Origin of the sequence: Streptomyces sp. NPDC059785, assembly GCF_042732375.1 — a bacterium.
Lineage (GTDB): Bacteria > Actinomycetota > Actinomycetes > Streptomycetales > Streptomycetaceae > Streptomyces.
Window position 1 is genome coordinate 29,987 of the sequence record NZ_JBHWHV010000073.1, and the last position, 15,905, is coordinate 45,891.

Sequence of the window (15,905 nt, forward strand, 5' to 3'; positions counted from 1 at the left end):
TGTCGGCGGTGCGGGGGAGCCGGCCGGTGACGCGGTACGGGAACCGGCCGTCCCGCAGGCGTTCGGGACCGCCGCGCGCTCTGGTCGCCGCGGCCGTCGCGCGCCCCGGTCACCGCGGCCGTCGCGCGCCCCGGTCACCGCGGCGGCGGGCGCCATTCGAACAACAGGATCGTGGCGTCGTCGCGCAGACCCTCGCACTGGGAGTCCAGGATCGAGTGGATGAGCCGCCGCAGCACCTCCGGGGCCAGTTCGCCGCCGGCCGTCGCGCGGATGATCTCGTTGGTGAACCGCGTGAGCCCGTACAGCCCGCCGTCCTCCGTACGCGCCTCGGTGACGCCGTCGGTGTACAGCAGCACCCGGTCCCCGGCCTTGAGGTCCAGCTCGTGCACCTGGCGCGGCCGGCCCGCGAGCAGCGAGGGCAGCCCCATCGGCGGGTCCGACTCCCGGTCCAGGGCGCCCGGCACCACCCGCTGGTCGCGGATGAGCAGCGGCGGCGGATGCCCGCAGTTGCTCCAGCGCAGCAGGCCCGTGGACATGTCGAGCTGCATGAGGACCCCGGTGCAGAACTGGTCGGGCAGCCACTGGGACAGGGCGCTGTCGACGCACTCCACCAGCTCCGGCAGGTCGGCGCCGGTGCGGCGGGCGTTGCGGCAGGCGGCCAGCGACACCGCCGTGGTCAGGCCCGACGCCAGGTCGTGCCCCATCGCGTCCAGGATCGAGGCGTGCAGCGTCGTCTCGGTCAGCGAGTGGTCGAAGGCGTCCCCGCCGATCTGGTAGGCGGGCTCCAGCACGGCCGTCGACAGCGCGTGCAGATTGCCGATCGTGCGGGGCGGCAGGAAGGCGCGGAGCATCTCCGCGGGCAGGTGCATCGGCTCCGTGCGGGTCAGCCGCACGAAGGAGTCCTTGTACGCCCGTTTGGAGGTGATCATCATGGCGAGCAGGGCCGAGAGCGTCCGTCCGCGGCGCAGGATCGAGGGGTCGAGCACGGGCGACTGCACGGCCAGTACGCCGAGCCGTTCCGCTCCGTCCACCAGTGGCAGCCATGCCGTCAGCCCGCCGGACTCGGACTCCTCCACCCGCAGCGACTGGGTGCGGTACGTCCAGCCCGCGATGGAGTCGTCGATGGGCAGCGTCGAGACCACGTCCGTCAGCGGGACGAGCCGGCGCTGCTGGATGTCGGAGAGGTAGACCACGGAGTGCTGGATCCCCAGCGCCTTCGAGCAGCGGGCCACCGCGGTGGTCAGGTCGAGCGCGGCGTTGTGCGTGTCGGCGAGGAACTCCGCCAGCAGCCCCTCTTCCGTCTCCGCCGCCGCCACCTCGACTCCCGTCGTCCGATCCCGCGCACCCGGCCCGGGCACTTTCCAGCAGTCTCACACCGGGCGGGGCCCGGCGCGCGCCCGGCGGGGCGGGGCGCCGTGCGGCGGGCTGACCGCGTACGGCGGTTGGGCGGGTGCTGTGTGGCGGGTGGTGCGGGGCGACCCCCGTACGCCGGTGACGGGCCGCGCTTGCCGGGCGTCGTGCGGCGGACCTGTCGCGTGGCGGGCAGGCGGACGTCGACCGGCGGCCGGGCGGGCTCCGTACGGCGGGCGGCCCGCAGTCCGGTGCCGCGCCCGGCCGCCGGTCACCCACCGTGTCCGCCGGGCGCCCCTGACGTGCCGGAACGCGTGCTGTGCCGCAGCCTGGACGGGCGGGCCGTGCGAGGGCCCGCCTTCCGGTGACGGACACGGCCGGGACCGGAAGCCCCCTCCGTCCGGCCACGGACGGCGGACGGTCCCGGAGGGTTCCCTCCCGCGACCGGAGGGTTCCCTCCCGCGACCGGAGGGTGCCCTCCCGCGACCGGAAGGTGCCCTCCCGCGACCGGAGGGTGCCCTCCCGAGACCGGAAGGGCTCTCCCAAGACCGGATGGCCCCCTCGGTCCGGTCGCGGGCGGTGCCGGGTTCCGGCGGCGGTCCGCCGGGCACCCGTCCTCAGTCGTCGTCCCTGCAACCCCGACCGCCCCGACCGTTCCGCCCGTTCCGACCGTCCTGGAGGTCCCCGTGGATCCCGTCTCCCCGCCCGGCACCACCGCCACGTCCCAGCGGCACCGCTCGGACATCACCCTCCGGGTGAACGGCACACCGCACGCGCTCACCGTCGACAACCGATCCGTTCTCCTGGACGTGCTGCGCGAGACGCTCGATCTCACCGGCGCCAAGAAGGGCTGCGACCACGGCCAGTGCGGCGCCTGCACGGTCCTGGTGGACGGCCGTCGTGTCAACAGCTGTCTGCTGCCCGCGGTCGCCCTGGACGGCAGCGACATCACCACCGTGGAGGGCCTGGGCGGCGCCGGCGGGGAACTCCACCCGCTCCAGCGGGCCTTCCTGGACCGCGACGCCTTCCAGTGCGGCTACTGCACCCCGGGCCAGCTGTGCAGCGCCGTGGGGGCGGTAGCCGAGGCCGAGGCCGGTCACCCCTCGCACGTCACCGACCCGGCCACCCCCTCCGGAGGGCCCGTACCGCTCGGCCGGAACGAGATCCGCGAGCGGCTCAGCGGCAACCTCTGCCGCTGCGGCGCCTATCCGCACATCGTCGAGGCCGTCGAGGACGTGATCCGGTGAAACCCTTCGCCTACGTACGCGCCGGCAGCGTCGAGGAGGCCGCCGACGCCCACGCGAGCCACCCCGGCGCCCGCTACCTCGGCGGCGGCACCAACCTGGTCGACCTGATGAAGCTCGGCGTGGAACAGCCCGCCACCCTCGTCGACGTCAGCCGGCTGCCCCTGGACACCGTGGAGGAGCTGCCCGACGGCGCGCTGCGGCTCGGCGCGACGGTCCGCAACAGCGACCTCGCGGCCCACCCGGTGGTACGGGACCGGTACCCGGTGCTGTCCCAGGCCCTGCTGGCCGGTGCGTCCGGACAGCTGCGCAACGTCGCCACCACCGGCGGCAACCTGCTCCAGCGCACCCGCTGCCCGTACTTCCAGGACGTCGCCAAGCCCTGCAACAAGCGGCAGCCGGGCTCCGGGTGCGGCGCCCTGGAGGGCGTCCACCGTGACCACGCCGTGCTCGGCCACTCCGAGCAGTGCGTCGCCACCCACCCCTCCGACATGGCCGTCGCCCTGGCCGCGCTCGACGCGCAGGTCGAGCTGTACGGGTCCGAGGGCGCCCGCTCCATCCCCGTCGCCGACTTCGTCCGGCTGCCCGGCGACCGCCCGGAACGCGACACCGAGCTCCGCCCCGGGGAACTCATCACCGGCGTGCGGGTACCGGCCACCGCGGCCGGGCTGCCCTCCCGCTACCGCAAGGCCCGCGACCGCGCCTCGTACGCCTTCGCGCTCGCCTCGGTGGCCGCCGTACTGCACGTCGCGGACGGGGTGATCCAGCACGTCGGGCTCGCCTTCGGCGGACTGGCCCACCGCCCCTGGAAGGCGTGGCGGGCCGAGGCGGCCCTGCTCGGCGCCGCCCCCACCACGGCCGCCTTCGAACACGCCGTGGACCTCGAACTCGCCGCCGCGCAGCCCCTGCGGGACAACGCCTTCAAGGTGCCCCTCGCCCGCAATCTCGCCGTCTCCGTACTCGGCCTGCTCGCCCCGCCCACCACCAGCACCAGCTGAGGAACCGCGCCCGCACCAGGAGGACTTCATGGCCGACACCACCGCCGTGCTCGGCGCGCCCGCCGAGCGGCTCGAGGGCCGGGACAAGGTCACCGGCACCGCCCGCTACGCCGCCGAACACCCGATGCCGGGGCGGGCCCACGCCTGGCCCGTCATCGCCACCGTCGCCCGGGGCTCGGTCCGCGCCGTCGACACCGCGGCCGCGCTCGGCCTGCCCGGCGTGCTCGCCGTACTGACCCACGACAACGCGCCCCGCCTCGCCGAACCGGACGACCCCACGCTCGCCGTGCTCCAGGACGACCGGGTGCCGCACCACGGCTGGTTCGTCGCCCTGGCCGTCGGCGAGACCCTGGAGGCGGCCCGGGCCGGCGCCGCCGCCGTCCGGGTCGACTATGCGCCCGAGGACCACGACGTGACGCTCACCGAGAGCCACCCGGACGCATACACGCCCGAGGAGGCCAACGGCGGGTTCCCCGCCCACCACGAACTCGGCGACCCCGAGGCCGCGTTCGCCGCCGCCGCGGTCCGCGTCGACGCCGACTACCACGTGCCGCCGCTGCACAACCACCCGATGGAACCGCACGCCGCGACCGCGCGCTGGGACCACGGCCGGCTCGTCGTGCACGACTCCAGCCAGGGCGCCACCACCGTGCGCACCGTGCTCGCCCAGCTCTTCGCACTGCCGGAGGACCACGTCACGGTCGTCTCCGAACACGTCGGCGGCGGCTTCGGCTCCAAGGGCACGCCCCGCCCGCACGTGGTGCTCGCGGCGATGGCCGCCCGGGAGACGGGCCGCCCGGTCACCGTCGCCCTGCCACGGCGGTTCCTGCCCGGCGTCGTCGGCCACCGCGCGCCCACCCTGCACCGGGTACGGCTCGGCGCCACCGCGGACGGTACCCTCACCTCGGTCATCCACGAGGTGACCACCCACTCCTCCCGGATCAAGGAGTTCGTCGAGCAGGCCGCCGTGCCCGCCCGCGTCATGTACGGCACGCCCCACCTGCGCAGCACCCACCGGGTGGTGCGCCTCGACGTGCCCAGCCCGTCCTGGATGCGCGCCCCCGGCGAGGCCCCGGGCATGTACGCCCTGGAGTCGGCGATGGACGAACTGGCCGTCGCCCTCGGCACGGACCCCGTGGAGCTGCGCGTCGCCAACGACCCGGACGACGAGCCCGGCAGCGGCAGGCCGTTCAGCAGCCGGCACCTGGTGGAGTGCCTGCGGGAGGGCGCCCGCCGGTTCGGCTGGGCCGAGCGCGACCCCCGGCCGCGGTCCAGGACCGCCGGGCCGCTGCTCATCGGCTCGGGCGTGGCCGCCGCCACCTACCCGGTGATGATCTCGCCGTCCACCGCCGCCGCGCACGCGCTGCCCGACGGCACCTACGTGGTCCGCATCAACGCCACCGACATCGGCACCGGCGCCAGGACCGTCCTCGCGCAGGTCGCCGCCGACACCCTCGGGGTGCCGCTGGACCGGGTCCGCGCCGAGGTGGGCAACAGCGACCTGCCGTCCGCGCCGCTGGCCGGCGGCTCCTCCGGGACCGGGTCCTGGGGCTGGGCGGTGCACGAGGCGTGCGCCCGGCTGCGGGAACGGCTCGCCGCGCACCAGGGACCGCTGCCGGACGGCGGGCTCGACGCGAGCGCCGACACCACCGGGAGCGCCGACGCCGAGGTCCCCTACGCCCGGCACGCCTTCGGCGCCCACTTCGCCGAGGTGACCGTCGACACCGTCACCGGCGAGGTACGGGTGCCGCGCCTGCTCGGCGTGTTCGCCGCCGGACGCATCCTCAACGCCCGAACCGCCCGCTCCCAGTTCATCGGCGGCATGACCATGGGCCTGGGCATGGCGCTCACCGAGGGCAGCACCCTGGACCCCGCCTCGGGCGACTTCGTCGAGTCCGACCTCGCCTCCTACCACGTGCCCGCGCACGCCGACGTCCCCGCCGTCGAGGCGCACTGGATCGACGAGGACGACCCGCACCTCAACCCGATGGGCAGCAAGGGCATCGGCGAGATCGGCATCGTCGGCACGGCCGCGGCCCTCGGCAACGCCGTCCACCACGCCACCGGCGTCCGGCTGCGCGAGCTGCCGCTCACCCCGGACCGGGTGCTGGCCGCACTGGCCGGCGGCCACTGACGCGAGCACAGCGAGGCGCGGGGGCGGCGGGGGGGGGGGGCCGCGCGGGGGGGGGGGGGGGGGGGGGGGGGGGGGGGGGGGGGCCGCGGGGGCGGGGGGGGGCGGGGCCCCCGCCGCCTCGGGGTGCCGGGCGAGCTTCTCCGACGCCAGGACCGCCAGCAGCGCGGTCAGCGACGCGAGCGCGGCGAGCACCGCCATCAGCCCGGCGAACCAGGACGGCGCCGCGGCGAGGTCCAGGGCGCGGCTGAGGCTCGTGGAGTGCAGCCGGCCCGCGAAGAGCTGGAGGGCGGCCAGCGCGGCGGGCACCACCACACAGGCGGCCAGGACCGGCAGACCGCCGTTCAGGACCAGGGCGATCGCCAGGACCAGGCACATGCCCAGCACACCCAGGTCGATCCCGTACGCGGCGGCGGTCGCGCCGCCGCGGTGCAGCGGCAGGTAGGAGAGCCCGCACAGCAGCAGCGCGCCCGCGGCGAGCCAGCTCGGCCAGGCCGGTACGGAGCCGGTCCTGCGCGGGCGGGCGGCGCGCGGCGTACGGCGCCGCCCGCCGGGCTTGCGGCCCGCCGTCGCGAGCTCGGCCGCGAGACCCTTCGGGAGGTTGCCGGGCAGCTCGCCGGACCGGTCCCCGTCGCCGTCCGCCGCCGCCTCCTCGGCGGCGTGCTGCCGCAGCGTCCCGGAACCGTACGTCGGGGAGTTGAGCTCCTGCTCCTCCTCCAGCCGTCCGATGAGCTGCACCAGCTCCTCGACCGGCCGGGACGCCGCGGCGCGCAGCGCCTCCCGGCCGCAGCGCGGGTCGAGCTGCGAGCGGTGCAGCAGCGTCATCAGCCGGGTGACGTCCTCGACGGGACGGTGCTCGGCGGCGGCACGGATCGCTTCGTCGGCGCTCTCCGGGTCGCGCGGGGGGCGGGTCAGCAGGACGACGAGGCGGGTGACGTCCTCCACCGACCGGCTCACGCCGACCGCGCGCAGGGCGTCGACCGTGGCGCGCGCGTACTCCGGGGACTCCTCCAGGAGCGTGATCAGCCGGACGATCTCCTCCAGCGGCCGGTCGGCCACGGCGGCGTGCACCAGGCCGTCCACCGAACCGCTCAGGGGCTTCTCGGGCTCGGCGTCGGGGCCGTCCCGTACGGGTTCCTCCGGCACTGGTGCCTCGCGCACGTGCGCCTCACCGACGGGTGCGCCCTGCACGGGGGCCTGCGGCACGGGTGCGTCCCGGGCCGGTTCCCGCGGCATCTGTGCCTCGTACACGTGCGCCTCCCGCACGGGCAGCGGCGGGCGGGTCGGACGGGAGAGCGGCGGGGCCTCGGTGGGGCGGGGCGGCACGGAGGGCTGCACGGGCGGCTGTGTCGCGCTGTCGTCGGATATCCCGGGGTGGTCGTCCGGACCGGGCGAGAAAGAGAAAGGGCGGGTGGTCATGTTCGACTCCCATGCAGAGTTGTGCGGCTGCCCTCGCTCCCCGAGGCGCGATGAGCAAGCGGATGCAGACCATTACTAGGCCGTCGCCACCTGCCCCGCCATCCGGGTGCGGCAGTCGTGTGAGTTCCGCCGCCGTTCGGGCGCCGTCGCCGGGCGCGACGTGTGCGGCCGGGGTGAGACACCCGGGCGCCCGGCCGCTCGGGTGGGCCATAGTGCACCCTTGCAGAGATAGATGTATCGAGCAGCCAGGATGGTCGTGGACACCAGCGAGAGCACCACCGGAAACGAGACGGATCCTCACGAGGAGCCACCGAAGCCACCGGGACCGTCGGGGTCATCGGAGCCACCGAAGTCACCGGGGTCACCGGAGCCACCGGAGCCACCGGGGTCACCGGAGCCACCGAAGTCACCGGAGTCGCCGGAGTCGAAGGAGGGCGGGGCCGGCGCGGAGCGCGGCGGGTGGCGCCGCTGGGCCATGGACACCCGGCCGCTGCGGCGCCCGGCCTTCCGCCGGCTCTGGTCGTCCACGATCGTCACCGCGGTCGGCAGCCAGCTCACGGCCGTCGCCGTGCCCAAGCAGATCTACGACATCACCGGCTCCTCGGCCTGGGTCGGCTACGCGAGCCTCGCCGGCCTCGTCCCGCTGGTGGTCTTCGCCCTGTGGGGCGGCGCGGTGGCCGACAGCATGGACCGGCGCAAGCTGCTGCTGATCACCAACACCGGCATCGCCGTCACCTCGCTGCTGTTCTGGGTACAGGCGGTGACCGACCTCGACTCGGTGCTCGTGCTGATGGTGCTGCTCGCCCTCCAGCAGGCGTTCTTCGGTCTGAACAGCCCGGCCCGCACCGCCTCCATAGCCCGGCTCGTGCCCGCGGAGGAACTGCCCGCGGCGAACGCGCTGGGCTCCACCGTCATGCAGACCGGCCTGGTCGCGGGGCCGCTGCTGGCGGGCGCGCTGATACCCGTCATCGGCCTGCCCGAGCTGTACCTGCTCGACGCCCTCGCCCTGTGCGTCACCGTCTGGGCCGTGTACCGGCTGCCCGCCCTGCCGCCCCTGAACGCCTCGGCCGGCGCGCCGGCCCGGCGCGCGGGCTGGCGCGAGGTCGCCGCGGGCTTCCGCTACATCTCGCTGCACAAGGTGCTGCTGCTGTCGTTCCTCGCCGACATCATCGCCATGGTCTTCGGCATGCCCCGCGCCCTGTTCCCGGAGCTGGCCGCCGAGACGTTCGCGCCCTACGGCGAGGGCCTGGCGCTCGGGCTGCTCTTCGCGGCGATCCCCATCGGCGCCGTGCTCGGCGGACTGCTGTCCGGCACCTTCTCGCGCGCCCGCCGGCACGGCCTGATGGTGATCGCCGCGGTGGTGGCCTGGGGCGTCTGCGTCACGGGCTTCGGACTCAGCGGCAACCTCTGGGTCGCCGTGGCGTTCCTCGCCGCGGCCGGGGTCGCCGACATGGTGTCCATGGTCTTCCGCGGCGCCATCCTGCTGTCGGCCGCCACCGACGAGATGCGCGGCCGTATGCAGGGCGTCTTCACGGTGGTCGTCGCGGGCGGCCCGCGCCTCGCCGACGTCCTGCACGGCACGGCCGGTTCCGCCCTCGGCACGCGCACGGCCGTCGCGGGCGGCGGTCTGCTGGTGGTCGCGGCCATGCTGGTACTGGCCTTCGCGACACCCGCGCTGCGGCGGTACAGGATCTGACGGCACCGCGGGACCCGGCGGCGGACCGAGCGGCCCTGCGGGACGCCGTCACCGGTGTCCGGCGGGGGTTCTGCGGTGTGCCGTCACCGCTGCCCGAGCGCCTGGTCCAGCAAGGTCTGGAGCCGCAGTCCGCGCCGGGCGTCCAGCTCCCCGGGGACCCCGGTCCGCACGGCCGTGGCGAACTCGCGGCGCAGCACCGGCCAGGCCTCCTCGTGGTCGAGTCCGGCGCCGTCGAGCACGAGCGGCGGCCGGGCACCGTAGAGCTCGACGCGGGTGACGCCCTCCGGGACGTTCACCGAGCCGGACAGCGACGCCTGGCTGACGGCGCCGTTCGCGTGCTCGCAGGTCAGCTCGTACCACCGGCGCGGGTCGCCGGTGCCGCGGATGCCGGCGACGGGACCGACCGCCGCGTCGAGCAGGTCGAGGACGTGCGGCCCGAGATCGAGCAGCGCGCCGTGCTCAAGGCGCCACGGCGTCGCGAAGGGCCCGCCCAGGAAGGCGCCGCTGAGCATGTTCGCCCGGGCGCCCGAGACATCGAGGGTCCGCGCGGTCGCCAGGAACTGCCGGACCACCGGGTGGTAGCGGTTGCTGAGCACGACCTGCGAGACGACCCCCGCCTCCGCCACCGCGTCGGCCAGCCGGCGCGCCGACTCCAGGTCGATGCCGAGCGGCTTCTCCAGCAGCAGCGCCTTGCCCGCCCGTGCGGCACGGAGAGCGAGCTCCGCCTGCACGGCGGGCGGCACCGCGAAGGCGACCGCCTCGCAGCCGTCGAGCAGTTCCTCGAAACTCGCGGCGACCGCGGCTCCGTACGGGGCGGCGGTCTCCCGTGCGGCCTCGGGGCGGCGCGCCCACACGCCGGTCAGCCGCGTCTCGGGCCCCGCGGCGAGCACCCGGGCGTGCACACCGCGCGCCCACGGCCCCGCACCGACGAGCCCGACCCGCACCGCTTCCCCGGACCACTCCGACGTGACCGTGCTCGTACCCGTGCTCATGAAGCCCCCTGATCGTCCGCCGCCGTACGCACTCCATCACGTCACCCGCGCCCCTGACCAGGCCCGCTGGGCTCACCGTGCACCACGGCCCCCGCGCCTCTGTTCCGCGGAAGGAACAGGGCGGCATCATTCGGTGCATGGATCCCACTCACGACAAAGACGGCGTCACGGGCGGGCCCACCCTGCCCGCGCTGCCGGAGGACTGGCGGCGATGTCTCGCGGTGGCGGCCCACCCCGACGACATCGAGTACGGCACCGCGTGCGCGGTCGCCCGCTGGACGGCCCAGGGCAAGGAGGTCGCCTATCTGCTGGCGACGCGCGGCGAGGCCGGTATCGACTCCCTCCACCCCGACCGCGCGAAACCTCTACGGGAGGCGGAGGAACGGGCCGGGGCCGCCGAAGTCGGCGTCCACACCGTCGAGTTCCTCGACCACCGCGACGGCGTGGTCGAGTACGGACCGGCGCTGCGCCGCGACATCGTCCGGGTGATCAGGCGGTACCGCCCCGAGGTCCTGGTCTCCGGCGCGTTCACCGTCCGGATGACCGGCGGCTTCACCAACCAGGCCGACCACCGGGCGGTAGGGCTCGCCGCCCTGGACGCGGCCCGGGACGCCGGGAACCGCTGGATCTTCCCCGAACTCGCCGACGATGGCCTTGAACCCTGGGACGGGGTGCGGATGGTCTGCTTCGCCGGCGCCGAACGCCCCACCCACGGCGTCGACGTCACCGGCGCCCCCCTGACCCGCGGCATCGCCTCGCTGGCCGCACACGCCGAGTACACCAAGGGCCTCGGCACCCAGGGCTTCGAGCCGGGCCCCTTCCTGACCTGGGCGGCCAAGATGTCGGGCCCAGCCCTGGGCACGGAGTCGGCGATCCTCTTCGACGTCCACCAGATGACTTACAGTCCGTCCGGCGTCTGAGGACGAGGCCGTGCAGGCCGAAGCGGGGGTCTGGGGGCGGCAGCCCCCAGAACCACGGGCAGGGAAGGGGCGGAGGGGGCGAAACCCCTAGACCGGCCGCAGCCAGACCGTGGCAAGCGGCGGCAACGTCAGCCGCACACTGGCCGGCCGCCCATGACTGGGCTCGGGCGCCGCGATCACGGGCCTCCCGTCACCGTCACCGTCACCGACCCCGACACCCCCACCCCCGTACCGGACGGAATCCGTATTGAGCACCTCCCGCCACACGGCATACCCGTCCGGCACCCCGAGCCGGTAGTCGTGCCGCACCACGGGCGAGAAGTTGCTGACCGAGAGCAGCGGGGCCCCGTCGGCGGCATGCCGCAGAAAGGCGAACACGTTGTCCTCGGCGGCGTCACCGGCGACCCACGAGAACCCGGCCGGATCGGTGTCCCGCTCCCACAGCGCGGGCGCCCGCCGGTACTCGGCGTTGAGGTCGCGGACCAGATCACGCACACCCCGGTGATCGGGCTCCGCGTCGTACGACGGGTCGAGCAGCCACCAGTCGGGCCCGTGCGCCTCGGAGAACTCGCCGCCCTGCGCGAACTCCTGCCCCATGAACAGGAGTTGCTTGCCGGGATGGGCCCACATGTAGCCCAGATAGGCACGCTCGCCGGCCCGCCGCTGCCACCAGTCGCCCGGCATCTTGGACACCAGCGCCTGCTTGCCGTGCACGACCTCGTCGTGGGAGATCGGCAGGACGTAGTTCTCGCTGTAGGCGTACACCATCGAGAAGGTCATCTCGTCGTGGTGGTACTTGCGGTGCACCGGGTCCTTGGAGACGTAGACCAGCGAGTCGTGCATCCAGCCCATGTTCCACTTCAGCCCGAAGCCGAGACCGCCGCCGTCGGTCGGCCGGGTGACGCCGTCCCAGGCGGTGGACTCCTCGGCGATGGTGACGACGCCGGGGTTGCGGCGGTAGACGGTGGCGTTCATCTCCTGGAGGAAGGAGACGGCGTGCAGGTCCTCGTTCCCGCCGAACATGTTGGGCGTCCACTGCCCGTCCTCGCGCGAGTAGTCCAGGTACAGCATCGAGGCGACGGCGTCGACGCGCAGCCCGTCGATGTGGAACTCCTCGACCCAGTACAGGGCGTTGGCGACCAGGAAGTTGCGCACCTCGCGGCGCCCGTAGTCGAAGACCAGCGTGCCCCAGTCGGGGTGCGCGGCCCGGTTCGGGTCCCCGTGCTCGTACAGCGGGGTGCCGTCGAACTCCGCCAGCGCCCAGTCGTCGCGCGGGAAGTGCGCGGGCACCCAGTCCATCAGGACGCCGATCCCGGCCCGGTGCAGGGCGTCGACCAGATACTTGAAGTCGTCGGGCGTGCCGAGCCGGGACATCGGCGCGTAGAAGCCGGTGATCTGGTAGCCCCAGGAGCCGCCGAAGGGGTGCTCGGCCACCGGCATCAGCTCGACATGGGTGAAGCCGAGGTCGGCGACGTAGCGGGGCAGTTCCTCGGCCAGCTCGCGATAGGTCAGCCCCGGCCGCCAGGACGGCAGGTGGACCTCGTACACCGAGAACGGCGCCTCGTGCACCGGCCGGTCCCCGCGGTGGCGCAGCCAGTCGCCGTCCGTCCACGCGTGGGACGACTCGGCCACGATCGAGGCGGTCGCCGGCGGCACCTCGGCGCGCCGCGCCATCGGATCCGCCCGCATCGTGCGACCGCCGTCGGGCCGGGTGATGTCGAACTTGTACGTGGCCCCCGCGCCGAGACCGGGCAGGAACAGCTCCCACACTCCCGACGAGCCCAGCGAACGCATCGGGAAGGCGGCGCCGTCCCAGTGGCAGAAGTCGCCGCACACCCGGACGCCTTGGGCGTTCGGCGCCCAGACGGTGAAGCGGGTGCCGACCACGCCCTGGTGGACCATGGGGTGCGCGCCGAGCGCCTTCCACAGCTCCTCGTGCCGCCCCTCGCCGATCAGATGCAGATCGAACTCACCGAGCGCGGGCAGGAAGCCGTACGGGTCCGCCGTCCCGGTCTCGTGGCCGTCGTAGGTCACGAGCAGCGTGTACGCGGGCACGGCGTCGAGCGGCAGCACACCGGAGAACAGCCCGTCGCCCTCGTGGGCCAGCGTCTCGGGCTCCCCGTCCACCACGACGCGCACCGACTCGGCGTACGGCCGCAGCACCCGGAACCGCACCCCGCCGGGCACCGGGTGCGCGCCCAGCAGGGAGTGCGGGTCGTGATGGGCGCCCGCCAGCAGGCGGCCGCGGTCCGCGCCGTCCATCGCCTCCGCGGGCCGCCCGGGGAGCAGCCCGTACTCCGGCTCCGGCGGGGTCGGCGGTGCGGCTCCGGGCGCCTCGTACGGCAGCACGGGGGACGGCTCGGGGACATGGGTGGTGTGGGGTGCCACGGTTCTGCAGCCTCCTCGGACGACAAGCGGGAACAAACGGAAAAGGACGGCCTTCACTGACGTGGCGGATTCAGCCGGGTCTCGGCGAGACGGGTGAGCGCGGCCATCGGGACCGGCAGCCACTCGGGCCGGTGCCTGGCCTCGTACAGCACCTCGTACACCGCCCGGTCCGTCTCGTACGCGCGCAGCACCTCGGGCTCCTGGCGCGGGTCCCAGCGCGCCTCGGCGGCATAACCCGCGCAGTACGCCTCGCGGCACTGCTGGGCCCATTCGGGGCGCCACGGACGGCCGGAGCGGGCGGCGTAGTCGAAGGAGCGCAGCATGCCCGCGACGTCGCGGGCCGGTGACTGGGCGCGCCGCCGCTCGGCCAGTGGACGGGCCGGTTCGCCCTCGAAGTCGATGACGTACCACCGCCGTCCGGCCCGCAGCACCTGGCCGAGGTGCAGATCGCCGTGGACGCGCTGCGCGGGCCGTGCGGTGTCGAGCAGGGCGAGCGCGTCGTAGGCGCTCTGCAGACCTGGCACGTACGGCAGCAGCGCCGGTACGGCACGGGCGGTGGCGTGCAGCCGCTCGGTCATCGCCTCCGCGAGCCGCCGGTTGTGGCGGCGGGCCGGGGTCTGAAGCGGGAAGGCCGAGGCGAGCGACAGATGCACCTCGGCGGTGGCCCGGCCGAGCTGGAACGCCTCGGCGGAGAAGTCCCGTTCCGAGCCGAGCGAGTCCACCGCGAGCGCCCACCCGTCGGCGGCGCCCCGCAGGTACGGCTGGAGGACACCGAGCGTCGCCGGTCCTGGCCGCGAGGTGCGGAACCAGGCCGCGGGCGCGGTCACCCGGGTGCAGCCCTGCCGGGCCAGCGCCTCCGGCACCTCCAGGTCCGGGTTGACGCCGGGCTGGACGCGCCGGAACACCTTGAGGATGAAGGCGTCCCCGTACACCACCGAGGTGTTGGACTGCTCCGCGTCGAGCAGCCGGGGGCACAGACCGCCGGGGACGGGGACCCGCGCGTCGCGTTCGAAGCGCAGCGGGCCCGCCGTGCCCGGGTGGCGCAGCCGCTCCAGGAGCAGCCCGGCCGCCTCCGGGTCCTGGAGCGCGTCGTACACCATCAGGCCCGCGAGCGGGCCCTCGTCGGCGCGTCCGATGAGGGCGCCCGCGAGCCGGGGCGGCAGTACGTCGCGGACGCCGAGGAGGAGTTGGTAGCAGTCGTCGGGCTGATTGGCGCCCGGTCCGTGCCCGCCCGGCGTCCCGTGCCCGGCGCGCACCAGCAGGTGCAGACAGCCCGGATGCAGCTCGGTGGCCGACAGCACGGTCAGCTCCGTGATCGTCCGGCCCTTCCCGGCGAACCAGCGCTGCCGCGGCAGCCACGCGTGCAGCAGCTCGGCGAGCGAGCCCAGCAGCGGAGCGCGGTCGAGGCCGGGGCCGCCCGGTCTTAGCAAAGTGCTCTTCGGCATGGCGCGTCCTTTCAGGTGTGCACGTTCAGGAACGCCGGATGACGCGGGGTGCGAGGGCACGGAGCCGGAACCAGTAGAAGCCGTGACCGGCGAGCGTCAGCAGGTACGGCAGTTCGCCGATGGCGGGGAAGCGCACTCCGCCGATCAGCTCGACCGGGTGGCGTCCGTCGAACTCCCGCAGGTCCAGCTCGGTGGGCTGGGCGAAGCGGGAGAAGTTGTGGACGCACAGGACGAGGTCGTCCGTGCTTCCCTCGGTCGAGGGGGCCTCGCGCAGGAAGGCGATGACGGCCGGGTTGGAGGACTGGAGTTCGGTGTACGAGCCCAGACCGAAGGCGGGGTTCTGCTTGCGGATCTCGATCATGCGCCGGGTCCAGTGCAGCAGTGACGACGGCGAGGACATGGACGCCTCGACGTTGGTCACCTGGAAGCCGTAGACCGGGTCCATGATCGTGGGCAGCGAGAGCCGGCCGGGGTCGCAGGTCGAGAAGCCGGCGTTGCGGTCCGGGGTCCACTGCATGGGGGTGCGCACCGCGTCGCGGTCGCCGAGCCAGATGTTGTCGCCCATGCCGATCTCGTCGCCGTAGTACAGGATCGGCGAGCCGGGCAGGGAGAGCAGCAGCGCGGTGAAGAGTTCGATCTGGTTGCGGTCGTTGTCCAGCAGGGGAGCGAGCCGCCGTCTGATGCCGATGTTGGCGCGCATCCGCGGGTCCTTGGCGTACTCCGCGTACATGTAGTCGCGCTCTTCGTCGGTGACCATTTCGAGGGTCAGCTCGTCGTGGTTGCGCAGGAAGATGCCCCACTGGCACTTCGACGGGATGGCCGGGGTCTTCGCCAGGATCTCGGAGACCGGGTAGCGGCTCTCGCGGCGGACGGCCATGAAGATGCGCGGCATGACCGGGAAGTGGAACGCCATGTGGCACTCGTCGCCGCCCGAGGAATAGTCGCCGAAGTAGTCCACGACGTCTTCCGGCCACTGGTTGGCCTCGGCGAGCAGCACGGTGTCCGGGTAGTGGGTGTCGACCTCCTTGCGGACCCGCTTGAGGAATTCATGGCTCGCCGGCAGGTTCTCGCAGTTCGTGCCCTCCTCGGCGAAGAGATAGGGGACGGCGTCGAGGCGGAAGCCGTCGATGCCGAGGTCGAGCCAGAACCGGAGGGCGGCCAGGATCTCCTCCTGGACCCGCGGGTTCTCGTAGTTCAGGTCCGGCTGGTGGGAGAAGAAGCGGTGGAAGTAGTACTGCTTGCGCACCGGGTCGAAGGTCCAGTTCGACGCCTCGGTGTCGACGAAGATGATGCGGGCGTCCTGGTACTGCTTGTCGTCGTCC

The 15,905-nt window shown here is 74.1% G+C and carries 10 protein-coding genes; 5 read left to right on the plus strand and 5 right to left on the minus strand.

What is annotated here, in order from left to right:
• Window positions 1-134 precede the first annotated feature (134 nt).
• Window positions 135-1,316, minus strand: a complete 1,182-nt coding sequence (locus ACFV6E_RS37045; protein WP_385467723.1) for a PP2C family protein-serine/threonine phosphatase — start codon at window positions 1,314-1,316, stop codon at window positions 135-137.
• 720 nt (window positions 1,317-2,036) lie between these two features.
• Between ACFV6E_RS37045 and ACFV6E_RS37050 the strand changes: the two genes are divergently transcribed.
• The 4 genes from ACFV6E_RS37050 (at window position 2,037) to ACFV6E_RS37065 (ending at window position 8,838) form a co-directional block, all read left to right on the plus strand.
• A complete protein-coding gene (locus ACFV6E_RS37050) occupies window positions 2,037-2,597 on the plus strand; it encodes a (2Fe-2S)-binding protein (protein ID WP_385172974.1) in 561 nt (186 codons plus the stop codon).
• Complete coding sequence (locus ACFV6E_RS37055) at window positions 2,594-3,592, plus strand: FAD binding domain-containing protein (RefSeq protein ID WP_385172976.1); 999 nt, start codon at window positions 2,594-2,596, stop codon at window positions 3,590-3,592. Before ACFV6E_RS37050 ends, ACFV6E_RS37055 begins: the two co-directional genes overlap by 4 nt.
• A gap of 28 nt (window positions 3,593-3,620) precedes the next feature.
• The gene (locus ACFV6E_RS37060; RefSeq protein WP_385467725.1) at window positions 3,621-5,726 is read left to right on the plus strand and encodes a xanthine dehydrogenase family protein molybdopterin-binding subunit; all 2,106 of its coding nucleotides are present in this window, start codon (window positions 3,621-3,623) and stop codon (window positions 5,724-5,726) included.
• 1,648 nt (window positions 5,727-7,374) lie between these two features.
• Complete coding sequence (locus ACFV6E_RS37065; protein ID WP_385467728.1) at window positions 7,375-8,838, plus strand: MFS transporter; 1,464 nt, start codon at window positions 7,375-7,377, stop codon at window positions 8,836-8,838.
• A gap of 83 nt (window positions 8,839-8,921) precedes the next feature.
• Here ACFV6E_RS37065 and ACFV6E_RS37070 read toward each other — a convergent pair whose 3' ends face one another.
• Window positions 8,922-9,830 carry a Gfo/Idh/MocA family protein gene (locus tag ACFV6E_RS37070; protein WP_385467731.1) on the minus strand — a complete coding sequence of 303 codons (909 nt, stop codon included), beginning with the start codon at window positions 9,828-9,830 and terminating at the stop codon, window positions 8,922-8,924.
• Window positions 9,831-9,967: 137 nt separating this feature from the next.
• Between ACFV6E_RS37070 and ACFV6E_RS37075 the strand changes: the two genes are divergently transcribed.
• The gene (locus tag ACFV6E_RS37075; RefSeq protein ID WP_385177727.1) at window positions 9,968-10,750 is read left to right on the plus strand and encodes a PIG-L deacetylase family protein; all 783 of its coding nucleotides are present in this window, start codon (window positions 9,968-9,970) and stop codon (window positions 10,748-10,750) included.
• Between the two features lie 87 nt (window positions 10,751-10,837).
• On the opposite strand, the gene glgB is transcribed toward ACFV6E_RS37075, so the two are convergent.
• The 3 genes from glgB to treS form a co-directional block, all read right to left on the minus strand.
• Complete coding sequence (gene glgB / locus ACFV6E_RS37080; protein WP_385467734.1) at window positions 10,838-13,261, minus strand: 1,4-alpha-glucan branching enzyme; 2,424 nt, start codon at window positions 13,259-13,261, stop codon at window positions 10,838-10,840.
• Window positions 13,192-14,583 carry a maltokinase gene (locus ACFV6E_RS37085; RefSeq protein ID WP_385467737.1) on the minus strand — a complete coding sequence of 464 codons (1,392 nt, stop codon included), beginning with the start codon at window positions 14,581-14,583 and terminating at the stop codon, window positions 13,192-13,194. The genes glgB and ACFV6E_RS37085 overlap by 70 nt, the downstream gene beginning before the upstream one ends.
• 25 nt (window positions 14,584-14,608) lie before the next feature.
• Window positions 14,609-15,905: maltose alpha-D-glucosyltransferase (treS, locus tag ACFV6E_RS37090; RefSeq protein WP_385467739.1), on the minus strand; the 1,297-nt coding region annotated here is incomplete at its 5' end.